Raw genomic sequence first — 21664 nt, 5'->3', positions numbered from 1 at the left:
AATCCTGCCCCCGCAACCGGAATCCTTAAGTAAATCAGACGCTTAGAACCCGACGCAAACCGTCGGGTTTTTGCGTTTGCGACCTACATCAACGCCACATCAACACCACACCCGAAAAACCGCACCAGCGCGCATAAGCGCGCATCCGCAGGCAGCGACGGGCAACTCGCAGTTGCGCGCGATTCCGGTTCCCGCCATCATCAACCCGTGGTTCGAACGGCATTGGATTGATGATGAAGAAGGTTGCGTTGGTTTTCGCTGACATAATAGTCCACGACTATATCGACCAAGGTAGCTGCCTCGGTGTGCCCGGTCCGCTTGCCGGATAGCGAAGATGACAATCTCGACAGAGGAAATTTTGCGATACTGGCGGACTTCGCTTGCCGATGGGGCGCTGGGTGAGGGGAAGTTCACGCAAGCAGACCGGAAGCGGTTTGTCGATGTGCCGGGTGAGGCGCTGAGGACCGGTGTGCTGCCGGATGAGGCCGTGGAACGTGTGTTCCGCGGCCAAGCTTCGGTAAAGGCGATCGGCGTCCGGTTCTGGCCGCTGGTAGTGGCGCGGAAGGCGTCGCATGGGGCCGCGCGGGCGGGCGGCCTGCCGGAAATCGTCGCGCCTGTAGTGACAGAGGCGACGGTTGATCGTGCAGGGCGGATCACCCCCACCCGAAATGCCTTGGCGCGCGATCTGCTGACGCCTTTGCCCTCCGGCGAGTTTGCCATCGGATCGGTTGACGCGCTGGACTCGTTTCTGACCGAGAACCCGCTGCCAGAAATGATGATAGACGACTCCTGGCAGGAATACCTCGGGCATTGTCGGAAGATGGTGGATGCTGTCTCACAGGGATGGCCGCGTGGTGATGCGGACTACCAGCCTATCGGTTTGGGGTTCCTCGAACTCGCCGAAGATGCCAACGCCACGGTGCGCGGCGTCCTTGATCTTTACGACAAGCTCCTCGCCGAGAAGCCCGCTGCCCCGTTGCTTGCGCAGATCTCACAGCCCCGCAAAGCAACAGGTGGCCTGGACCACCGGATCGAGCGGGAATTCGCACGCCGCCTCGGTCATTCGAACGCGAGCTTCCCTTTGGCAGAGCACCAGAGACAGGTCTTGGCCTGGCTGGAAGCGTCCTCGCCGGGCGAGGTGATAGCCGTCAACGGCCCGCCGGGCACTGGCAAAACGACCATGCTGCTCTCGGCCGTCGCCGGGCTCTGGGTGCGTGCTGCGCTGCACGGGGACGATCCGCCAGTGATCGTTGCGGCATCGTCGAACAACCAGGCTGTCACCAACATCATCGACGCCTTCGGGAAGGATTTCGGCAAAGGTGAGGGGCCTTTCGCCGGACGGTGGCTGCCTGAGGTGGAAAGCTTCGGGATGTTCCTCGCATCTTATTCGCGGCGACTGGAAGCGGCGCGCCGCTACCAGACCGAAGAGTTCCAGACGGAGCGAGAAACGGTTGCCTATGTCCAGCGTGCAAAGGAAGCGTACTTGCTGGCCGCCAATGAAGCCTTTCCAGAGTTGCAGAACCCTGATCTGGCGTCGGTAGTGTCGGCTATCCAAAAGCGGATGGCATCCGAGGTCGAGAAGCTTGCGCGGATTGATCGGGCGGCGACCAGCCGCAACGCTGCGACAGAAGCCCTTAACGCACAACTTGGCCCCGACCCGGAAGCAACGGAGGCTAAACGGGCGGACGATGTCGCCCAGCGCACCGCTGAGCTCGAAAGGCTTCGGGGGGCCAGGGCGGCGCTTGATCGGCACCTGGCTTCGGAATCCTCGCTGACCGCGGTCGTTGGGTTCCTTTCGTCGGTCAAGGAAAAGCGCGCCTTGCGGGCCCGGCTGGCGATTGGCGATCTGTTGCCAGGCTTGGAGAACGCAAAGCGCGTCAGTGAGATCGAGGATAGAGTTAGGACAGAACTTGGGTCAGCAGAGGCAGCGCTAAAGGCGGCTGAACAGGCACTCGTGAGCGCGAGGGCCTTGCGCCGCGATCTCCTTGAGGCGGAAAGAAGCTGGGAAGGCGCAGCATCAGCCTTCGGCGGTGGCGACGACCTCGCCGAACTGGAACGCCGTGCAGACCTCGAAACGCGCTTCCCGTTGTTCCTACTGGCGACGCATTATTGGGAAGGGCGCTGGCTGCTGGCGATGGAATCCGACCTCGCCGCGATCGTTGCTGCGAAGGGGAAGAACGGCAAGGCGACCGTCATTCCCCGGTGGCATCGTCGGATGATGTTGACGCCTTGCGCCGTGGCTACCTTCGCCAGCCTGCCCGGCAAGATGACCTATACGCGGCGCGACGGAGGGAAGTGGGCGACCGAATACCTTTTCGACTTCATCGACCTCTTGATCGTCGACGAAGCCGGTCAGGTTTTGCCCGAGGTCGCCGGAGCGTCGTTCGCCCTCGCGAAGCGCGCCCTTGTCATCGGCGATACGCAGCAGATCGAACCGATCTCCTCGGTGCCGCGACCTGTCGACGTCGGTAACCTGCGAAACTGCGGGCTGCTGGGCGGCGAGGCCGACATCGATGCGCTTGCGACCAGCGGGATTTGCAGCACCAGCGGCAGTGCCATGCGCCTCGCGCAAGAGGCCTGCCGTGTTTCGCCCTATCCTGATCTTGAGAAGGGGCTCTACCTCTTCGAGCACCGGCGATGCTACGACGAAATCATCAGCTTCAGCAATGCTCTGTGCTACAAGGGAAGGCTCCGGCCACTGCGGGGAAAGGCCCCCGCAGACGCAGGACTTCCGGCGCTTGGATATCTCCATATTGACGGTCGGGCGGTAACCTCGGGCAGCAGTCGGGCCAACCTGCTTGAGGCGCAGACAATTGCCGCCTGGCTTGACGAAAACCGCGCTGGCTTGGAAGCCCGCTATCGCAAGCCGTTGGAGCAGATCGTCGGGATCGTTACGCCCTTTGGTCGTCAGGTGCGCGAAATCCGCGATGCCTGCGCCAGCCGAAGGATTTGGGTTGATGGGCGCGAAGGCATGACCATTGGCACGGTCCACGCCCTCCAGGGTGCCGAACGGCCGGTCGTGATCTTTTCCCCCGTCTATTCGAAACACGCCGACGGTGGCTTTATCGATGCATCGCCCAGCATGCTGAATGTCACCGTCTCTCGGGCCAAGGATAGCTGCCTCGTCTTCGGCGACATGGATGTCATGGCCGCGGCCCAGACCGGATCGCCCCGTTCGATCTTGTCGGAGTTCCTGTTCGCCTCAGAGACCAATGCGCTCGAGTTCGCGGCCGAGCCCCGGACGGACCTGAAACAAGGAAGCGGCCAGATCCAGATGCTGCGGGATGCGGCCGGGCACGATGCCTTCTTGCTGGACGCACTTTCGGCGGGTGGGCGGCGCTACACGATCGTCAGCCCTTGGGTGATTGCGGGCACTATGGAACGCGTGGGGCTGATCGCCGCTTTCGAAGGGGCCATCCGCCGGGGAGCCGAGATCGATGTCTTTGCTGACCCCTTGCTCAACGGGGGACCGGCCGCCGGTGGCCTAACCCAGATGGAAGCGGTCGAGAAGCTCTTTGCCAAGATCGGGGTCCGTTTCCACAAGCTGCCGAAGTTGCACAGCAAGATCGTGGCGATCGACAGCGATGTTCTGTGTATCGGGTCCTACAACTGGCTGAGCGCCGATCGGCAAGGCCAGTATGCAAGGCATGAGACGTCATTCGTCTACCGCGGCCAGCATCTAGAGGACGAGATACGGACGATTGTAGGCAGCCTCCGGCACCGCGAAAAGTGACGCGGTTTATTGCCGTGGCGATCTCATGTTGCGGCATCCAGCCGAACTGTCACGTGCACAATTGTGCCCATCGCGGCAGGGGACTGGAATGACTGGATCTGCCATCATTGACAAGCAGCGAATCCCTGCCGCTCGTTGGCAGCGTGAATCCATGAACCGGGCCGGGCAATGCGCCACGGTCGAGGCCTCTGGCGCTTGCCGCGTAAGGCGCTTCGCCCGGCCCGACTTTCACCGGCACGCCCGTGCCTGATCGCGCAAGACAGCGTAGTCGCTCAGCATCCGCACGATGACGGCGCCTTCCGGCAGCGCCGTGACCTCGTCGGCCGCCTGCGCCTGATCCGCGGCCGTGTAGTCGACGATAGGCGGACATGGCGCACGGGCATCAGAACCGTCCATCGCGCAGCCGGTCAGCCAGAGCATCGCGATCAGCAGGGCGGCGGGCGGCGGCGGCGAGCATCTGGCGGTGGATGGCATCGTTTCTCTCTCCGGCATCTAGTCGTTCGGCGGCGCGCCCTGCGCGTTCACCGGCGCGGCGCAGGTTCAGGAGGAACAGCAGGATCGCTGCGGTGATGAGGATCAGGCCCAGCGCCTTGCGCGCCGGGCCATGGGTGAGGAGCCAGCCGATCACCGCTGGCCCCGTTTCCAATCATCGAGCCGGGCGTGGATGGTGACGGCAATCCCGATCAGCGCGATGGCGATCAGCACCCAGCTCAGGGTGTCGAGGTAGGGCACCAGCGGCTCGATCGTGGACTGGGTTTCGGCAAGAACGTCCTGCAACACTTCCACCCCGGCCGCGCCGATAGTGGCCGCACCCGCGGCCCCGCCACCACGCAGCGTGCGGCTTTCCGACAGGACTTCGCGCGCGGGCGGCAGTTCCGGTGCGAAGGGCACGGGCCGCACCGGGAAGGGATCGCCCCAGGATCGGGCCGGGCCAAGGTCGATGTGCATGAAGCCGGAGCGGGGGTAATAGCCGAAACCGAGGAACCCGACTGCCCGTGCTGCCGCCTCGAAGGCCGCGGGATCGTGGTTCGCCATGGCGATGTCGAAGGCCGTGCCCTGCATGTGCTTCGAGGCCGGGGCCCCGCCCACGGCGCGGTTGTGTTCCGGGCTGCGATACGCAGACCGCACGATCAGCGGTTTTCCGAGGCGGTCGCGCAGGGCTTGCAGCTTGTCCATGGCCTCGGTGTTGATCTTGATCGAGCCGGTGCCGCGGCAGGCGATCTCCGCGGCCGAGAAGTTCGGCCAGCGCCATGTGTTGGCGGGCACGTCGCGCCAGTGCGGGTAGGTCAGAGCACGCTCGCTGCTTCGATGATCGCGGATGCCGAATGGCTCGGATTCCGGCGTCCGCGGACCGCTGCTAGGCTCGGGGAAAAGAAACTGGCGATCCGATGGCTTCCAAGACCACCCTCAATGCGAAGAACCTCGAAGCGCTGGGCGCAGAGCGCCTGGCGCAACTGCTGATCGAGGTCAGCACCGGCAACGCGGCCGCCAAGCGCAAGCTGCGGCTCGCGCTGGCCGGGGCCCAGAGCCCGAGGGAGGCGGCGCGGGAGATCACCAAGCGGCTGACCAGCATCGCCCGCGCCCGCAGCTTCATCACCTGGAAGAACCGCAAGGCGCTGGTCACGGACCTCGAGACCCAGCGACGCGCCATCGTCGAGCAGATCGCGCCGGCCGATCCCGATGAGGCGCTGGCGCTCATGTGGCGGTTCATGGCGCTCGCCACACCGGTGTTCGAGCGGTGCGACGACTCCAGCGGCATCGTCATCGGCATCTTCCACCAGGCCTGCGCCGATCTGGGTCAGCGCGCCGAGAAGGTCCGGCTTGATCCGCAGGCGCTCGCCGGCACGGTCCTCGATGCTTTGCAGGACAACGGTTACGGCCAGTATGACAGCCTGATCGGCATCATGGCTCCGGCGCTTGGCGACGAGGGATTGGCGACCCTGAAATCGATGGCCGAAGAACTCGGTCGCTCGCCTGTGCCGGTTCCGCCGAAAGACCAATGGAAAGCGGTGGGCTGGGGTACGGGCGGCACCACCTACGAGCACGAGATGCGGGCGCGTGAGCGTACCAGCACGGTCGCCATGGCGCTCAAGGACACCCGATCGCGGGCGAAGCGGTATCGCTATGCCGCCGAGCACCTGGTCTCCTGCGCCCGGCTCGCGCAGGACATCCCGGACTTCGGCGCGTTCGAGACGCACGAGGCCTACGTCGCCCGGTTGAAGAAAGAGCGGCTGCCCAGGTCATGGCGGGGTCGAACCAGATCGTCAGCGAGCCACGGCGCTTGAGCGCTTCGTTATAGGCCGGCCAGTTCCTGGTCTTGTAGGCGGGGGGTGTGGGCCTGCTCATGCATCCCAGCTACCACGCTGGATTCACGAGATGAATCCCTCACGGGATTTGTGCAACAGAGCCGGCCACGAGGACACGCAGTCCGGGCAGCAGGTCCAGCCATTCAGGGCGGTTCGAGAGATTCAGGCGGATCATGATCAGTATCCCGTGACGGTGTTGACGAGGACGGCAGTGCACATGCGGGCGGGGCTGGTGGCCTTGGCCGCCTGCCAGTCGAAGGTGGCCTGGATGCCCTGCGGGCCCGGGATCTCGATCCGGGGGCGCGGCAGATAGACGGCATGGGCGGTGAAGGTGAGCCGCCCCGCGATTGGCCGCCGCCGGCCGAGGTGCTGCGGTGGATGCGCGCCACGTTGGACGCGCGCAGGCGGCGACTCCGCCGGGTCTGGTCACGCTGACCGTGCCTGCCGGCGGTGGAAAGACGCTGGCCTCGCTGGCCCATGCGTTGGACCGTGCAGCGATCCACAGCCATCGACGGATCATCCATGCGATCCCCTGCGAGCGCCTGCCTGACAAGGCCCTTTCGGCTATTCGTCTGAAAAAATCGGCTTCTGCATCATCTGCGGGACCGATGGCGCGGTCGCCGAATTGGCCGCCCGGACGCCGAGGTCATGCTGCATGGGTGCGGCGGCGGTGCACCGGGGGGGCAGGTTGTAACACAGCCTTTCCATCCCCATGTAGAGGGGGCTTGCGCGGCTTTCCTTCGCGATGCTGTCAATGCCCGGTTTGGGGCCGGTGGATCGTGGCGGCGCTGCTCTCGCGCGGCTGCCGCGATGTCGCGGGCCGCATCCAGATGGAGATCGAAGGCATGGCCCGAGGCCTGGTCACAGGGTTGCGCATCGGCGCGGCCGCGCGCGGCCCGGCGCGGGCGTGAAACGGTCGTTGGTCGATCCGCCCACCGACACCCCCCTACAGACAGGCAAAGGAGGCATGCGCTTGAAATCCAAGAGCACCCGATACGAAGAACCGCTCACCGCCATCGACAAGACGACGCGGAACGCCAAGCGCGTCCTGGATGAAGAGGCGGAGGAACGCGCCGAAAAGACCGCCCGGCTGCGCGCCGCGCGCAAGGAACGCGACGCGGGTTTGTGCGACTGATTCCGTCGGGAATCGCCAACGCGCGGCCTCTGGGGGAAACCAGGGGCCGCGCGAATCCGTTGTCAGGCGTGGTCCGCTAAAGAACCCGCGTCACGAATCCTGAATGTCTTTCGCCGAGGGCGCGGGCGGCGCATCGACCGGATCGATCGGGCTGGTGTCCTCGACCGGGGCCTGGGTCTGTCGGCCGCGGTAGGAAAAGGCCCGGTTCAGGGGCTTCCTGCCCGGCATGCTCAAGAATTCCTTGAGATCGAGTTGCTTCTTCGGCGTAGAATATCCCATGGGCTTTTCCTCGATTGGGGTCACGAATGAAAGAAGCGGCGAGGGATGTCCTCGCCGCTTCCCCCTTTCCCGGCGGAAACGATGCGGTCACAGATCGACGGTTGGCCATCGAACTGCGTCAACGCAGTCACCGGGAAACAGTCTCCGCGGGCGCCGACGACGCCCCGCAGGTTGTGGTCTCACGGCCCGGGCGCACCGGCGCGGACCGCGGGTTGTAAAGCGAACCGTCGCCAAGCCGCACGAAGAAGTCGCGCCAGGCCCTGTCGGTGACAGGGCGCGGCGACGTCGCGCGCGGGGGCAGTCCGGTGACAGGCGTCAGCTTTGGCAATGGCATCACCTCGATCGTGTCGGCGGGCCCCTGCGGGCACGCACGGGCGCCGGTCCGGGGACCGGCAAGGTCAGGCCGCACAGGCGCAAGGGTCTTCGACCCGGGTTGCAGGCCTGTAACCGGCCGAGATGGCCGCAGCGACGAATGCCACGCGCGCCACGTCGGCGGGCGCCAGGCAATCCAGCGCGGCTTCCACCTCGTTCAGGGCGTGCTCGCGGGCACTGTCCGATACGGGCCACTTGCGGCGCAACCAGTATCGGGCCTTTTCGAAGGTGCTGAAACTTTCTTCGTCGCCACGGGGCGACACGAGGGAGAGCGGTGTCCCCCAATTGATCTCTATCAAGACGTCTTCTTTTCTAGGGGTGCCAGCCACCCGGTCAGGCGGCCGGTCACGGGCACCGATCCCCTTGAGGGGACATCGGCGCCCGGCAGGATCAAGCGAGCGCCAGGCTCGTCGCCGAACTGCGACCGTTGCGGTCGGTCTCGAGTTCGAAGGTCACGGCTTGGCCGTCATCGAGGCGATGGATGCCCGCACGCTCGAGAGCGGTCGCATGAACGAACACGTCCTGCGAGCCCTGCTCAGGGGCGATGAAACCGAAGCCTTTGGTCGTGTTGAACCATTTCACGGTGCCCTTGGCCATCGTGAGTTCCTTTCCTAGGTGCCGCCCACGGTATGTGACGACCCGGCAAAGCTGCTGATCGAAAGCTGAGCCGGTCAGGAACAGGTCCGAAAATAAACGTATGCAGTCCCCGTATGCGCCTTTCCCGACCATATAGCGAGACATTTGTTCGCCAAAACCGTTGCGGCGCGCATAACACCATGAGGCCATGGGGATTTATTTGCCGGCCGTCGGGAATTCGCGGCACGGCCGTCGCGGGTTCGATGGCGGGGCGCGCGCCGGGCCGCCCCGGGGCTTGCACCCGGGCGCGCCTTCGCGCAGCCTGTCATCGGGGCCGCCATGCCCGCCCCCGCCAACAGTCGCCCGCATTCACTTAGGACCGCCCATGACCCGCCGTTCGGATCTCCCCGCCGCCCTGCGCGCGGCCCGCCTGCCGATGGTGGGTGCGCCGCTGTTCATCATCTCGAATCCCGATCTGGTGATCGCCCAGTGCAAGGCCGGCGTGATCGGCAGTTTCCCCGCGCTCAATGCGCGCGAGGCCCCGGGCGAGCCGCCGATGCTGGACGCCTGGCTGCGGCGCATCACAGAGGAACTGGACCGCCGGAACCAGGCCCATCCCGACACCCCCGCCGCGCCCTTTGCGGTCAACCAGATCGTGCACCGGACCAACACCCGGCTCGAACGGGACGTCGAGATCTGCGCGCGCTGGAAGGTGCCGGTCTGGATCACCTCGCTGGGGGCGCGCAGCGACGTGAACGCGATCGCGCACGACGCCGGCGGCATCGTGTTGCACGACATCATCAACGACCGGTTCGCGCGCAAAGCCATCGAAAAGGGCGCCGACGGGCTGATCGCCGTGGCGGCGGGGGCGGGTGGACATACCGGCGCGCAATCGCCCTTTGCCCTGCTGCACGAGATCCGCCGCTGGTTCGACGGCCCGGTTCTGCTGTCGGGCGCGATCGCGACCGGGCGGGCGCTTCTGGCGGCGCAGGCGGCGGGGGCCGACATGGGCTATGTCGGCTCGCCCTTCATTGCCACGCTCGAGGCGAACGCCGATCCGGCCTACAAGCAGATGATCGTCGAATCCCACGCCGACGACATCATCGCCACGGCCGGGGTGACGGGGGTTACGGGGAACTACCTGCGCGCCTCGTTCGCGCGCGCCGGCACCAGTGTCGAGGCGCTGGAAGCGGCGGGAACCCGCATGTCCTTTGGCAAGGAGCGCGACGAACGGCCCAAGGCGTGGAAGGAAATCTGGGGTGCGGGGCAGGGGGTCGGTGCGGTCGAGGCCGTGGTGCCGGCGGCCGACCTGATCGCCCGAATCGCCCGCGAATACCACGCGGCCCAGACGCGGATACGCGACCTTCTGGCGGATTGGCCGGTCTGACGCGCGCGGGGCGCACCCCTCCGCCCCGCGCGGAACCTCACGCAATGGTGGCGGATCGGCGCTTGCCCCGGACGCGCAATGGCCGCATATCTGGGATATGCTTGACGCCCTGAAATCGCTGTTCCGCCCCGATGCGCCCCGGTCCGAGGTGCCCGCGGACGTTGCCGTCGCCGCGCTTCTTGTCGAGGCCGCCCGCGCCGACGACGTCTATGCCCCCGAGGAACGCGCGGCGGTCGCGCAATTGCTCATGGCGATGTTCCATCTGGACCGCGACGCGGCAATGGCCCTTCGCGCCCGGGGCGAGGCCGCGCAGGCCGAGGCGGCCGATGTCGTGCGCTTCACCCGGGTGGTGAAATTCGCGCTGGACGAGGACGGCCGCCGCCAGTTGATCGAGGCCCTGTGGTCTGTCGTGCTGGTCGATCACGAGCGCGCGCCTGACGAGGACGCGCTGCTGCGCAAGCTGGCCCCGCTCATTGCCGTGGACGATCACGACAGCGCCGCCGCCCGTCAGCGGGTGCTGGCGCGCATGGACTGAGTAAGCGGCAGCAGGCGGCTGTCCGCGATCGCGGCGGTGCGATGACCGATCCCGGCCAGGTAGGGACCATGGCTTTCAAAGGCCATGAAGCTGTGCAGGCTCGCCTGTCGCACCAGCATCGCGCAATCCCAACGCTCGGCCTCGGGGCCGATCAGCCAGGGACCGCCCTGGCCCAGGAACAGCAACTCGCCGCCCGACCCGGTCAGGAAGGGCAGGGTATGCGCGATGTAGCGGTCAAAGGCCTCGGCCCCCGAAATGGGGCGTTCGGGCGCAAGCTGCGGCGCCCGCGCGTAATCGGCCACGTCCCGGAATTTCAGCAGGTTGAGCATCACCACCGGCCCCTGCGGGTCGCGGCGGTATAGCGCCGCGCCGGCGGCCTGGGTGGGCATGAGATGGGGCATCACGGGTCCTCTCGGGGGGTGGCCAGGGCACAGACATGCGTGCGCAGGTCCTCGGGCCAGGCAGACAGCCGCTCGGCCAGCAGGGACAGGTCACCGGCGAACAGCGCGCGGGTCGCGTCTTCGTAGCCGGGCAGATCGCCGCCCAGCGCCGTCATGACGCGATAGGCGGCCTCGTGCGCCTGGCGGCGCGCGGTGCGCCCGCCATCGGCGCGGCGCGCCTCGTCGATCAGCCGTCTGAGCGCGGCCGAGGTTCCGCCCGTCTGTTGCGCCAGCCAGTCCCAGTGGCGCGGCAGCAGCGTGACCTCGCGCGCGGTCACGCCCAGCCGGGGCCGCCCGCGTTTCGGCGCCGGGGGGCTGCCGTCCCAGTCGCGGGGGTCCAGGTCGATAACCCGTCCGGTGGCGTCGTCGAAGACCAGCGCCCCGGCGGTAGCCAACGCAAGGGGCGCGACTTGCCACAGGGGCCCCTGCGCAAGGCGCGTGGTCCGGGTGAAGGCGGTGCAGGGGGTGTCGTGTTCCATGACGGGCATGAACACCGATTCGCGGCCCGAGTCAATATTACCCGGGTAATATTGCGCCGTCCCGTGAGCGGTGCTATGCAGCCCGCAGAAACCGAGGGACCCCCGATGAAACATGCTGACCGCAAGGCCGCCCTTTCCGCCTACCGCGAGCGCAAGCCGCAAGCGGGCATCTACGAGGTTCGCGCCGGCGACGACCGCTGGATTGGCGCCTCGCCCACGCTGGACAAGATCGAGAATCGCCTGCGCTTTACCCTGGCGCAGGGTGGGCATCCGAACCCGGGCTTGCAGGCCGCGGCGGGGCCCGGGTTCGACTTTGCGGTGCTGGAGACGCTCGACCCCGAGACGCCGGCGCTGTCGCGCGACCGGGTGCTGAAGGAACGCCTGGCGCATTGGCTGGCCGAAACCGGGGCGCGGCCGCTCTGAGGCTTGCGCCGGGCGGCGGTTCACGCAAGGGTCGGACGTCCACCGCGCGCGGTCACGCGACCGCCCCCAGGGAGCCCGCCATGCGTCTGACCCGTCTCGATACCTTTCACAACGAATTCGTCTGTTTCGTGAAGGCCACGGCCCAGGACGGCGCGATCGGCTGGGGCCAGTGTTCGACCTATAACGCGGACATCACCGCGGCGGTGTTCCATCGCCAGATCGCCCCCTGGGCGCTGGGCCAGGACGCGCGCGACATCGATACGCTGGTGGCGCGGATCGAGCGGGCCGAACACAAGTTTCCGGGCAGCTACCGCAATCGCGCGTTGGCGGGGCTGGACACCGCGCTGTGGGACATGGCGGGACGCCGCGCGGGCCAGCCGGTGACGGCGCTGATCGGCGGCAGCGCGGGGCCGGTGGCGGCCTATGCCAGCTCCATGCGGCGCGACCTGACGCCCGAGGCCGAGGCCGAGCGCCTGAAGCGGATCTGCGGCGAGGCCGGGTTTCGCGCCGCCAAGTTCCGCATCGGCGCCGAGATGGGCGAGGACCGCGACCAGTGGGAGGGGCGGACCGAGGCGATCATCCCCGCCGTAACCGCAGCCCTGCCGGGAATCACCACGCTGGTGGACGCCAACTCGGGCTTTTCGGTTGCGCGCGCCATCGCCGTGGGTCGGATGCTGGAGGACCATGGTGTCCGCCATTACGAAGAGCCGGTTCCCTGGTGGGATCTCGACGCGACGCGCGCGGTGACCGAGGCGCTGGAGATCGACGTGACCGGCGGCGAGCAGGACGTGGACCTGGGGGTCTTCAAGCGCATGATCGAAACGCGTGTGGTCGATGTCGTCCAGCCCGACGTGATGTATCTGGGCGGCCTGTCCAAGACGCTGCGGGTTGCGCGCATGGCGGCGGCCGAGGGGGTGCCGGTCACGCCGCACGCCGCGAACCTGGGGCTGGTGACGCTGGTGACGATGCATCTGTTGCGCGCGCTGCCGAACGCCGGCCCCTATCTGGAGTTCTCGATCGAGGGCGCGGATTACTATCCCTGGCAGCAGGGCTTGTTCCTGGGAGACCCGTTCCGCGTTCAGGACGGCACGTTGTGCGTCGGCGAGGCGCCCGGCTGGGGGATCGAGATCGCGCCCGACTGGCTGGCGCGGGCCGAGCACCGGGTCAGCGAGGCGGGCGCGGTGGATGGGGGCGCCTATGCACGGCTCTATCACGGGGTGATCGAGGCCGGGCTTTAGGGCCCGGGCCGCGGAGCCCGGGGGGCGGCTGCCCCCCGGACCCCCCGCTTCAAGGGGGGCAGGCCCCCCTTGAAAATCCCCCTTCACCGCCGTGGCGCAGGCCGTGAAGGGGCATTGACGGTTGGCCGAAACCTGCTCATATGCCGGCCATGACCGAGCTCGACAGAATCCGCAACTTCTCGATCGTGGCGCATATCGACCACGGCAAATCCACACTTGCCGACCGGCTCATCCAGCTGACCGGCACCGTGGCGCAACGCGACATGAAGGAGCAGATCCTCGACTCGATGGATATCGAGCGCGAGCGCGGCATCACGATCAAGGCCAACACCGTGCGGATCGAGTATCCGGCCAAGGACGGCAAGACCTATATCCTGAACCTGATCGACACGCCCGGGCACGTCGATTTCGCCTATGAGGTCAGCCGCTCGATGCGCGCGGTCGAGGGGTCGCTGCTGGTGGTCGATGCCTCGCAGGGTGTCGAGGCGCAGACGCTGGCCAACGTCTATCAGGCGATCGACGCCGGGCACGAGATCGTGCCGGTGCTGAACAAGATCGACCTGCCCGCCGCCGAGCCCGAGCGCGTGAAGGAGCAGATCGAGGACGTGATCGGTCTGGACGCCCACGACGCGGTTCTGATCTCGGCCAAGTCGGGGCTGGGTATCCCCGAAGTTCTGGAAGCCATCGTCACGCGCCTGCCCGCGCCCAAGGGCGACCGCAACGCGCCGCTGAAGGCGATGCTGGTGGACAGCTGGTATGACCCCTATCTGGGCGTCGTGGTCATGATCCGCGTGATGGACGGGGTGATCCGCAAGGGCGAGCGGATCAAGATGATGCAGACCGGCGCGATCTACGGCATCGACAAGCTGGCGGTGCTGAAGCCGCGCATGGTCGATATCGCCGAGCTGGGGCCGGGAGAGATCGGGGTGCTGACGGCCTCGATCAAGCAGGTGCGCGATACCCGCGTGGGCGACACGATCACGCATGAGAAGAAGGGCACGGACAAGCCCCTGCCGGGGTTCAAGCCGGCGCAACCGGTGGTGTTCTGCGGTCTGTTTCCGGTCGATGCCAATGATTTCGAGGCCCTGCGCGACGCGATCGAGAAGCTGGCGCTGAACGATGCGAGTTTCAGCTACGAGATGGAAACCTCGGCGGCGCTGGGTTTCGGCTTTCGCTGCGGGTTCCTGGGGCTGCTGCACCTCGAGGTGGTGCGCGACCGGTTGGAACGCGAATACGATCTCGATCTGATCACCACGGCGCCGTCGGTGGTCTACAAGATCTATATGCGCGACGGCACCATGACCGAGTTGCACAACCCGGCCGACATGCCCGACCTGACGCATGTCGATCACCTGGAGGAGCCGCGCATCAAGGCCACGATCATGGTTCCGGACGAGTATCTGGGCGATGTCCTGAAGCTGTGCCAGGATCGGCGCGGCATCCAGCTGAACCTGACCTATGCGGGAAACCGGGCGATGGTGGAATACGATCTGCCCCTGAACGAAGTGGTGTTCGATTTTTACGATCGGCTCAAATCGGTCACGAAAGGCTATGCCAGTTTCGACTACCAGATCACCGGATACCGCGAGGACAATCTGGTGAAGATGACGATCCTGGTGAATGGGGAACCGGTGGACGCGCTGTCGATGATGGTGCATCGCGACCGGGCCGAAGCCCGCGGGCGCGGCATGTGCGAGAAGCTGAAGGAATTGATCCCGCGGCACATGTTCATGATCCCGATCCAGGCAGCCATCGGCGGCAAGGTGATCGCACGCGAGACCCTGTCGGCGCTGCGCAAGGACGTGACGGCGAAATGCTACGGCGGCGACGTGACGCGCAAGAAGAAGCTGCTGGAAAAGCAGAAGGCGGGCAAGAAGAAGATGCGCCAGTTCGGCAAGGTCGAGATCCCGCAGACGGCCTTCATCTCGGCGTTGAAGATGGATTCGTAAGGCGTAGGGTGCGTGCTGGCACGCACCGTTCGCGCCCCGGGGTGCGTGCCAGCACGCACCCTACGCGGCACGGCTGGCGCGGTCCCGGTGGATTGACGAGAAGGGCCAGTCCTCGGGACGTTCGGCCAGTCCCAGCACCACCGGCGCGGTCCAGCAAAAGGCCCGGCGCGCCTGAAAATCCGCGTCCGACCGGATATGATGCTCCCAGAAACGGCGCTGCCAGAGGCCGCGCTCCTGGCGCCGCCGGTGGCTGTCGCGCATAGCCCCCTTTGGCAAGCCGCGCGAGAACCGGCTTTTGATCAGGCGCCAGCGGGTTGCGTAATCGCTGTCGCCGTCGGGCAGGGTCCAGAGCGCGTGCAGGTGGTCGGGCAGCACCACCATGGCGTCGATGCGCACCGGCCGGTCGCGCAGCGTGAGGGCGACGGCCCATCGGAGCCGTTCGATTTCTTCCAGCAGCAGCCGGCTGCCGCGCTGGTCGAGAGCGAGGGTGAAGAACACGGTGGCACCAGGCCGTCGGGGGCGATGATAGGTCGACATCCCCCGATCCCAGCAGGAAAGGGTTAAGGCTGGGTAAACGATACCCGCTACTCGGCCGCCGCGGTGCGGGCGGTCTGGACCTCGGGCGGGGTTCCGGCCTCTTCGATCTCGGGCAGGCCCTCGCGCGAGAGCAGCACCGCCACCGGCCGCGCCGCCGGGATATGCGAGCAGACGATCATCGTCGCGACCATGATCGGCACGGCCAGGAACATCCCCGGGATGCCCCAGACCGCCCCCCAGAAGCTGAGCGAGACGATGATGCCGAAGGACGAGACCCGCAGCGCCTTGCCCATCAGCATCGGGTCCAGGACCGAGCCCAGCACGAACTGGATCATCCCCGCGATGACGAAAACCACAAGCGCCGTCGCCGGTTCGTTCACCTGGATCAGCGCGACCAGGCCCAGCAGGATCGTCGCGATGATCGACCCGACCGACGGGATGTAGTTCAGCACGAAGGTCAACACCGCCATCGGCCCGGCGAAATCCAGGCTGAAGGATTCCATCAGCACGTAGACCGCGACCGCCGTCGCCGCGCTGATTCCGGTCTTGACCAGCAGGTAGTGATTCACCCGCCGCACGATGGAATGGATGATCCGGCCGACTCGCGCCGCCTTGGCTTTGTCATGCAACAGGTTTTCCAGCTTGGTGTCGAACCACAGCCGCTCGGCGAAGAGAAAGCCGACGAACAGGATCACCAGCGTCGTTGCGCTGAGCAGATTCGAGGCCTGTCCCGCGAGCGTGCTGATATAGGTCGAAACCTCGATCGAGCGGATCGAGGTTGCGACCATGGCCTCGGCCTCGGGCGAGAACCAGGCGGCGAGGCGGGCGATGGCGGTGATCGCCTGGTCGGTATAGGCGACCGTCGTGGTCACCACGGTGTTGACCTGGCTGATGACCAGCGCCGACAGTGCCAGCAGCGACACGGCGATGGCGGTGAAGGCCGCGACCGAGGCCAGCCAGTTGGTGATCTTCCACGACCCGATCCTGAGCCGGGAAAACGCGCTGATCGCGTCCGCCGTCAGGGAAAACAGGATGATTGCGATCACCAGCGAGATCAGGATGAACCGCGCCTGGACCAGCAGGAACAGGATCATCGAAAAGGCGATGATGCCCAGAAACCAGGTTTGCAGCCGGTAGCGTTCGACCAGGGACTGGCGCTGCGCGTGGGCGTCTGCGGGGCTGTCTGCGAGGGCGTCGGCAGGGGCGGCGTGGTCGAGTTCGTGCGGGGTCATGGGCGCCATCGGGCAAGGGGTGATCTCAGACTAGGCGCTGCCCGGCGCCGAGACAACCGCCCATCCGGCGCCATCACGCGCCCGTCACCCCGCCCGTCCCCCCGCCCCTCACGCTGGGCGTCACGGCCTGCGCCAACGCTTGCGCGAGATCCCCGTAACCCGTGAGCCGCCGCTCATAGGTCAGGCCCAGTCGTTGCGCGTGGTGGCGGGCCTTGGCGTCCAGCGCGGGGTCGTCCAGTTGCGCCAGATAGATCAGCGTCTCGTAGTTGCCGAACATCATCTGGATCAACTCGGGGTGGCGGTCGAAGCCCATGGGCTTCCAGACAAAGGCATCGAACTGGCGCACCAGAAAGTCGGTCAGGTAGAAAGCGGTGATCTCGTCCTCGGCGCGGGCTGCGAATTCGGCGTTGCCGGAAAAGAAGGCGTAGCAATGCGGGCCTTCGATCATTTCGACACCCAGCGCCGCACAGCGCGCTTGCAGCAGCCCGCCGGTGCCGCAATCGGCATAGACGACAAAGATGCTTTCGTAGGCGTCGCGGAACCGGTCCACCGCCTGTTCCACGGCGTCGGGGATGCGGTCGGGCCACAGGTGCAGGTTGGCGGGCAGGCAGTGAAGGTCCAGATGCGTCCAGCCATTCGCGGCCTTCAGGGCCAGGATCTCGTGCGCCAGCGCGCCGCAGGCCAGCGCCAGAACCTTGCCGGTGCCGCGCGCCTCCATCCCCTGGGTCGTCAGCCGTGCATCCGAGGGGTTGCTCATGACCCGCCGCCTTGCGCGCGTTCGATGGCCGGGCGGATCTGGTTGGCGATCACGGCCTCGGTCAGCGGCCCGGCAAAGCGCATCACGATGTTGCCCGCACCGTCCACCACAAAGGTCTCGGGCAGGCCGACCACGCCCCAATCCAGGCCCATCCGCGCGCGGGGGTCCGCGCCGATCGCGGCATAGGGGTTGCCCAGGTCCTCGAGATAGGCGTCGGCGCGTTCGGGCGTGTCGCGATAATTCACGCCCAGGATCGTCACGCCGCTTTCCGCCAGTTCGGTGACCAGCGGATGCTCGGCCCGGCAGGGCGGGCACCACGAGGCCCAGAAGTTCACCAGCGTGACCTCGCCCGTGCGCAGCATGGCATCGGTGAACAGCGTCCGCTCGCCCATCGGTTCCAGCGCGACCACGGGGGCCTGGTGACCGGCGCGGGCCGAGGGCATGGCCGTCGGGTCCTCGCGGAAATTTCCGACGGCGACAAAGGCGACGAACCCGGCCAGCAGCACGGGCGGAAGGACCAGCAGGGGATTGATCTTTGGCATCAGGCTTTCCGGTTCATTCGGGTTTCCAGCGCCGCCAGATCCTTGCGCACGCGGCGGGCGCGGGCCCAGACCCACAGGATCAGGGCAATCAGCAGGCCCAGCGACACGGCATAGGCCAGCAACACTTCGGTGGCATAGGCGCCAAGGTCGGGCATCATGCGGCGGCTCTTTCACGCGAGATCAGCGCCCTGGCCCGCCGCGCGCGGATTTCCGTCCGCGTGCCGGCCAGCACCAGCGCCAGAAACAACAGGCCAAAGCCCGTCATGCTCAGATAAAGGGGGGCCTTGTAGCTCCAGTCCATGCGGGTGCCCGGCGCGACCGACAGCGACGCCCCCTGGTGCAAGCCCTGGTTCCAGAACAGCGCCGCATAGCGCGACAGAACGGCGAACACGCTGCCCACCAGGCACAGCACGGCGGTCAGGTCGGCGGCGGTGTCGGCATCCTCGATCGCCGACCACAGCGCGATATAGCCGATGTAGAACAGGAACAGGATCAGGAACGAGGTAAGCCGCGGGTCCCAGGCCCACCAGGTGCCCCACATCGGCTGACCCCAGAGCGCGCCGGTAATCAGCGCAATCAGCGTCATCGTCGCGCCGATCGGCCCGGCGGCCTTGGCTGCCAGCGCGCTGACGTGGTGGCGCCGGATCAGCCAGATCAGCGAGGCGATCAGCATCATGACCCAGGCGTTGATCGCCATCAGCGCCGACGGGACATGCAGGAAGATGATCTTCACCGTCGCGCCCTGGCGGTAATCATCCGGCGTCAGGAAAAAGCCCCAGACCAGCCCGGTGACGATCAACCCGGCGGCCAACAGCGCGCTCACGGGCAAGAGCCAGCCCGAGAGCTTCATGAATTTCACCGGATTGGCGTATTCCCAGAGCGATGCCATGCAGCGGTCCTATTCTGTCCTCGGTTGGGTCTCAAAACACAGCGGCGTGAACCTAGCGCAGATTGATGCGCAAGGCGAAGGCTGCGGCGAAGGGTAGCAGGCCGATCGAGCCCGCGGTGATCCCCGCCAGCAGCAGAAGCGGCGTCGCGGGGTCCAGGTCCTGCGCGGCGCGCGTGACAGCCTGCGCCCCGAACACCAGGCTCGGCACATAGAGCGGCAGCACCAGCAGCGACAGCAACAGTCCGCCGCGCTTCAACCCCACGGTCAGCGCCGCGCCGAACGCCCCGATCATGCTGAGCGCGGGCGTGCCCAGCGCCAGCGACAACACCAGCGTGCCATAGGCCGGCCCCCCCAGATTGAGCAGGATCGCCAGCACCGGCGCGGCCAGCGCCAGGGGCACTCCGGTGGTGATCCAGTGCGCCAGCGCCTTGATCGCGACCACCGCCTCAAGCGGAATGGGCGAAGTCGCCAGCAGGTCCAGCGAGCCGTCCTCGTGATCCAGCGCAAAAAGCCGGTCCAGCGACAGCAGGCTGGCCAACAGTGCGCCCACCCACAGGATGCCGGGGGCGATCAGGCCCAGCACCGCCGGGTCCGGGCCCACGCCCAGCGGCACCAGCACCACCAGGATCAGGAAGAACCCCAGCCCCAGGCCAAAGCCGCCGCCCGCGCGCATCGACAGGCGCAAATCCCGCACCAACAGCGCGATCACAGGAAGGCCTCGTCGAAACCGGACGGAATCGCCGGCAGCGCGGCCTTGTAGGGCGCCAGGTCCAGAATCCGCGCTTCGGGCAGGCCCAGGTCGATATGAGTCGCCAGAACCGCCGCGCCGCCTTTGGCCAGATGGGCCCGCACCACGGCGCCGAACAGCGCGACCGACGCCGTGTCCAGCGACACCGTCGGTTCGTCCAGAACCCAAAGCCAGCGGCCCGTGACCAGCAGCCGTGCCAGGCCCAGACGGCGCTTCTGGCCCGCGGACAGGTTCTGTGACTGGCGGTCCGCCAGGTCGGTCAGGTTCATCGCCGCCATCGCTGCGTCCACGCCGCGCGTGCCATGGATCGCGGCCCAGAAGCGCAGGTTCTCGGCCACGGTCAGCGTGGATTTCAACCCGTCCGCATGCGCGGCATAGGCCATCTGCTCGGGCGGGCACGAAACGGCACCCGCCAGCGCCGGTTGCAACCCCGCCAGGGTGCGCAGAAGCGTCGTTTTTCCGGACCCGTTCGGGCCACGCAGAACCAGCGCCTCGCCGCTCTGCACGGCGAAACTCAAACCCGCGATCAGGGGCACGCCCCCGCGGGCACAGGTCAGGTCGGTGACACGCAATTCCATGGCGCCCGTCCTAGCCGGTTTCCCCGTCCCCTGCAAAGAAAAGCCACGCCGTGCTTCATCTTGCCCCAAGGTGCGCCGGGGGCGGGCACGGGGGGTTCTCAGGGGGGAGCCGTGCTTCCCCCTGAGGCGGGGGTGCGGGGGCGGCAGCCCCCGCCGCCTCGCTCACACGTTCATCAGCAGGTGCTCGCGTTCCCAGGGGCTGATGACCTGCTGGAACTCCTTGTATTCATGCCGCTTGACCGAGGCATAGAGCGCCACGAAATCCGGCCCCAGAACCTCGCGCATCGCCTGATCCGCAACCAGGAGGTCGATCGCGTCGCCCAGCGTCAGGGGCAGTTCGTCCTCGCCCATATAGGCGTTGATGCGGCATTCCGCGCGGGGCTCGCGCTTTTCCTTGAGGCCCAGATAGCCACAGGCCAGGGATGCGGCGATGCCCAGGTAGGGGTTGCAATCCATGCCGGCCAGCCGGTTCTCGACGCGCCGTGCCTCGGGCCCCGAGATCGGCACCCTCAGTCCCGTCGTGCGGTTGTCGCGCCCCCATTCCAGATTGATCGGCGCGGCGAAGTCCGGGACATAGCGGCGGTAGCTGTTCACATAGGGCGCCAGCAGCGCGACCGCGGCGGGCAAGTGGTTCTGCATCCCGGCGATGAAATGCAGGAACGCGGGCGTTTCCGTGCCATCGGCGGCGGAAAAGATGTTCTTGCCGGTCTTCAGGTCCACCACCGAGTGGTGGATATGCATCGCCGAACCCGGTTCGCCCTCGATCGGTTTGGCCATGAAGGTGGCGAAACAATCGTGGCGCAGCGCCGCCTCGCGGATCATGCGCTTGAAGAAAAAGATGTGATCGGCCAGGTCGATCGGGTCGCCATGCGCCAGGTTGATCTCGACCTGGCCCGCGCCGCCCTCTTGCAGGATGCCGTCGATTTCCAGCCCCATCGCCTCGGCAAAGTCGTAGATGTCGTCGATCACCTTGCCGTATTCGTCCACGGCGGACATCGAATAGGCCTGTTTCGCCGCCGCCTTGCGTCCCGAGCGGCCCATCGGCGGCACGATCGGCAGGTTGGGGTCCACGTTGCGCTCGACGAAATAGAACTCCATCTCGGGCGCGACGACCGGCTTCCACCCTTCGGCCGCATAGAGGTCCAGCACCCGGCGCAACACGTTGCGGGGCGCCGACGGCACCGGCTCGCCCGTTTGGGTCATGGCGTCATGGATGATCTGCAACGTGATGTCGGCGGTCCAGGGCGCGGCGGTCGCGGTCGAGAAATCGGGAACCAGGGTCATGTCCGGTTCCTTGTATTCATCGGCGCCCCCCGGCGCGTCGGCCCATTCGCCCGTGATCGTTTGCAGGAAGATCGAGGTCGGCAGATAGAAATGCGTCTGCTTGTCGAACTTGAAGGCCGGCATCGCCTTGCCGCGCGCCACGCCGGCGATGTCGGGCAGGATGCATTCGATCTCGTCCAGCCGGCGGCCGGCCAGGAAGTCGCGCGCCGCTTCGGGGATCTTGGTGGTCCAGGTGCTCATGGCGG

The 21664-nt window shown here is 66.7% G+C and carries 24 protein-coding genes and 2 pseudogenes; 8 read left to right on the top strand and 18 right to left on the bottom strand.

Annotation, left to right across the window (positions count from 1 at the left end; genetic code table 11):
- Window positions 1-334: 334 nt before the first annotated feature.
- Window positions 335-3733, top strand: coding sequence for a hypothetical protein (locus H6900_16030; protein ID MCC0074788.1), 3399 nt, complete (start codon window positions 335-337; stop codon window positions 3731-3733).
- Between the two features lie 228 nt (window positions 3734-3961).
- Here the strand turns inward: H6900_16030 and H6900_16025 are convergent, their stop codons facing one another.
- The 3 genes from H6900_16025 to H6900_16015 are packed head-to-tail and all read right to left on the bottom strand — an operon-like array spanning window position 3962 to window position 5023.
- Window positions 3962-4207, bottom strand: coding sequence for a hypothetical protein (locus tag H6900_16025; GenBank protein ID MCC0074787.1), 246 nt, complete (start codon window positions 4205-4207; stop codon window positions 3962-3964).
- On the bottom strand, window positions 4116-4358 hold the full coding sequence (locus H6900_16020) for a hypothetical protein (protein MCC0074786.1): 243 nt from the start codon (window positions 4356-4358) through the stop codon (window positions 4116-4118). Before H6900_16020 ends, H6900_16025 begins: the two co-directional genes overlap by 92 nt.
- Window positions 4358-5023 (bottom strand): DUF882 domain-containing protein, encoded by a 666-nt coding sequence (locus H6900_16015; GenBank protein MCC0074785.1) that lies wholly within the window; start codon window positions 5021-5023, stop codon window positions 4358-4360. The genes H6900_16020 and H6900_16015 overlap by 1 nt, the downstream gene beginning before the upstream one ends.
- A gap of 28 nt (window positions 5024-5051) precedes the next feature.
- Here H6900_16015 and H6900_16010 point away from each other — a divergent pair.
- A pseudogene (locus H6900_16010) lies at window positions 5052-5829 on the top strand (hypothetical protein).
- A gap of 109 nt (window positions 5830-5938) precedes the next feature.
- On the opposite strand, the pseudogene H6900_16005 reads toward H6900_16010, so the two are convergent.
- Window positions 5939-6079: pseudogene (locus H6900_16005) on the bottom strand (IS5/IS1182 family transposase).
- 933 nt (window positions 6080-7012) lie between these two features.
- Between H6900_16005 and H6900_16000 the strand changes: the two are divergent.
- Window positions 7013-7174 carry a hypothetical protein gene (locus H6900_16000; protein ID MCC0074784.1) on the top strand — a complete coding sequence of 54 codons (162 nt, stop codon included), beginning with the start codon at window positions 7013-7015 and terminating at the stop codon, window positions 7172-7174.
- 90 nt (window positions 7175-7264) lie between these two features.
- Here the strand turns inward: H6900_16000 and H6900_15995 are convergent, their stop codons facing one another.
- The 3 genes from H6900_15995 to H6900_15985 all read right to left on the bottom strand — a co-directional run bounded on the left by H6900_15995 (window position 7265) and on the right by H6900_15985 (window position 8422).
- Window positions 7265-7477 (bottom strand): hypothetical protein, encoded by a 213-nt coding sequence (locus H6900_15995; protein MCC0074783.1) that lies wholly within the window; start codon window positions 7475-7477, stop codon window positions 7265-7267.
- Window positions 7478-7851: 374 nt separating this feature from the next.
- Window positions 7852-8124, bottom strand: a complete 273-nt coding sequence (locus H6900_15990) for a DUF982 domain-containing protein (GenBank protein MCC0074782.1) — start codon at window positions 8122-8124, stop codon at window positions 7852-7854.
- Between the two features lie 91 nt (window positions 8125-8215).
- Window positions 8216-8422, bottom strand: coding sequence for a cold-shock protein (locus tag H6900_15985; protein ID MCC0074781.1), 207 nt, complete (start codon window positions 8420-8422; stop codon window positions 8216-8218).
- 364 nt (window positions 8423-8786) lie between these two features.
- On the opposite strand from H6900_15985, the gene H6900_15980 reads away from it, so the two are divergent.
- The gene (locus tag H6900_15980) at window positions 8787-9788 is read left to right on the top strand and encodes a nitronate monooxygenase (protein ID MCC0074780.1); all 1002 of its coding nucleotides are present in this window, start codon (window positions 8787-8789) and stop codon (window positions 9786-9788) included.
- A gap of 97 nt (window positions 9789-9885) precedes the next feature.
- Window positions 9886-10323, top strand: a complete 438-nt coding sequence (locus tag H6900_15975) for a TerB family tellurite resistance protein (GenBank protein ID MCC0074779.1) — start codon at window positions 9886-9888, stop codon at window positions 10321-10323.
- On the opposite strand, the gene H6900_15970 is transcribed toward H6900_15975, so the two are convergent.
- Both H6900_15970 and H6900_15965 read right to left on the bottom strand, forming a co-directional pair.
- Window positions 10296-10724 carry a DUF1330 domain-containing protein gene (locus H6900_15970; GenBank protein ID MCC0074778.1) on the bottom strand — a complete coding sequence of 143 codons (429 nt, stop codon included), beginning with the start codon at window positions 10722-10724 and terminating at the stop codon, window positions 10296-10298. The two genes, H6900_15975 and H6900_15970, sit on opposite strands and share 28 nt — an antisense overlap.
- Window positions 10724-11242: a DUF2239 family protein gene (locus H6900_15965; GenBank protein ID MCC0074777.1), complete on the bottom strand. Its 519-nt coding sequence runs from the start codon at window positions 11240-11242 to the stop codon at window positions 10724-10726. The genes H6900_15970 and H6900_15965 overlap by 1 nt, the downstream gene beginning before the upstream one ends.
- A 105-nt stretch (window positions 11243-11347) precedes the next feature.
- Here H6900_15965 and H6900_15960 point away from each other — a divergent pair, with 105 nt between their 5' ends.
- The 3 genes from H6900_15960 (at window position 11348) to lepA (ending at window position 14852) form a co-directional block, all read left to right on the top strand.
- Window positions 11348-11665, top strand: a complete 318-nt coding sequence (locus H6900_15960) for a GIY-YIG nuclease family protein (protein ID MCC0074776.1) — start codon at window positions 11348-11350, stop codon at window positions 11663-11665.
- An 80-nt stretch (window positions 11666-11745) separates the two neighbouring features.
- Window positions 11746-12903: a mandelate racemase/muconate lactonizing enzyme family protein gene (locus H6900_15955; GenBank protein ID MCC0074775.1), complete on the top strand. Its 1158-nt coding sequence runs from the start codon at window positions 11746-11748 to the stop codon at window positions 12901-12903.
- Between the two features lie 149 nt (window positions 12904-13052).
- Window positions 13053-14852, top strand: a complete 1800-nt coding sequence (gene lepA / locus H6900_15950) for an elongation factor 4 (protein MCC0074774.1) — start codon at window positions 13053-13055, stop codon at window positions 14850-14852.
- Between the two features lie 60 nt (window positions 14853-14912).
- On the opposite strand, the gene H6900_15945 is transcribed toward lepA, so the two are convergent.
- The 9 genes from H6900_15945 to H6900_15905 all read right to left on the bottom strand — a co-directional run bounded on the left by H6900_15945 (window position 14913) and on the right by H6900_15905 (window position 21659).
- A complete protein-coding gene (locus H6900_15945) occupies window positions 14913-15389 on the bottom strand; it encodes a transposase (GenBank protein MCC0074773.1) in 477 nt (158 codons plus the stop codon).
- Window positions 15390-15436: 47 nt separating this feature from the next.
- Complete coding sequence (locus H6900_15940) at window positions 15437-16621, bottom strand: AI-2E family transporter (protein ID MCC0074772.1); 1185 nt, start codon at window positions 16619-16621, stop codon at window positions 15437-15439.
- A 73-nt stretch (window positions 16622-16694) separates the two neighbouring features.
- Window positions 16695-17378: a DUF1638 domain-containing protein gene (locus H6900_15935; GenBank protein ID MCC0074771.1), complete on the bottom strand. Its 684-nt coding sequence runs from the start codon at window positions 17376-17378 to the stop codon at window positions 16695-16697.
- Window positions 17375-17920 carry a DsbE family thiol:disulfide interchange protein gene (locus H6900_15930; GenBank protein ID MCC0074770.1) on the bottom strand — a complete coding sequence of 182 codons (546 nt, stop codon included), beginning with the start codon at window positions 17918-17920 and terminating at the stop codon, window positions 17375-17377. Before H6900_15930 ends, H6900_15935 begins: the two co-directional genes overlap by 4 nt.
- Window positions 17920-18078, bottom strand: a complete 159-nt coding sequence (gene ccmD / locus H6900_15925; GenBank protein ID MCC0074769.1) for a heme exporter protein CcmD — start codon at window positions 18076-18078, stop codon at window positions 17920-17922. Before ccmD ends, H6900_15930 begins: the two co-directional genes overlap by 1 nt.
- Window positions 18075-18809 carry a heme ABC transporter permease gene (locus H6900_15920; GenBank protein MCC0074768.1) on the bottom strand — a complete coding sequence of 245 codons (735 nt, stop codon included), beginning with the start codon at window positions 18807-18809 and terminating at the stop codon, window positions 18075-18077. The genes ccmD and H6900_15920 overlap by 4 nt, the downstream gene beginning before the upstream one ends.
- 52 nt (window positions 18810-18861) lie before the next feature.
- On the bottom strand, window positions 18862-19518 hold the full coding sequence (gene ccmB, locus H6900_15915) for a heme exporter protein CcmB (GenBank protein MCC0074767.1): 657 nt from the start codon (window positions 19516-19518) through the stop codon (window positions 18862-18864).
- On the bottom strand, window positions 19515-20135 hold the full coding sequence (gene ccmA, locus H6900_15910) for a heme ABC exporter ATP-binding protein CcmA (GenBank protein MCC0074766.1): 621 nt from the start codon (window positions 20133-20135) through the stop codon (window positions 19515-19517). The genes ccmB and ccmA overlap by 4 nt, the downstream gene beginning before the upstream one ends.
- A 162-nt stretch (window positions 20136-20297) precedes the next feature.
- Window positions 20298-21659 (bottom strand): glutamine synthetase, encoded by a 1362-nt coding sequence (locus H6900_15905; GenBank protein ID MCC0074765.1) that lies wholly within the window; start codon window positions 21657-21659, stop codon window positions 20298-20300.
- Window positions 21660-21664 lie beyond the last annotated feature (5 nt).

The organism is Rhodobacter sp. (genome assembly GCA_020637515.1).
Lineage (GTDB): Bacteria > Pseudomonadota > Alphaproteobacteria > Rhodobacterales > Rhodobacteraceae > Pararhodobacter.
This window is presented reverse-complemented; position numbering and strand designations above follow the sequence as displayed.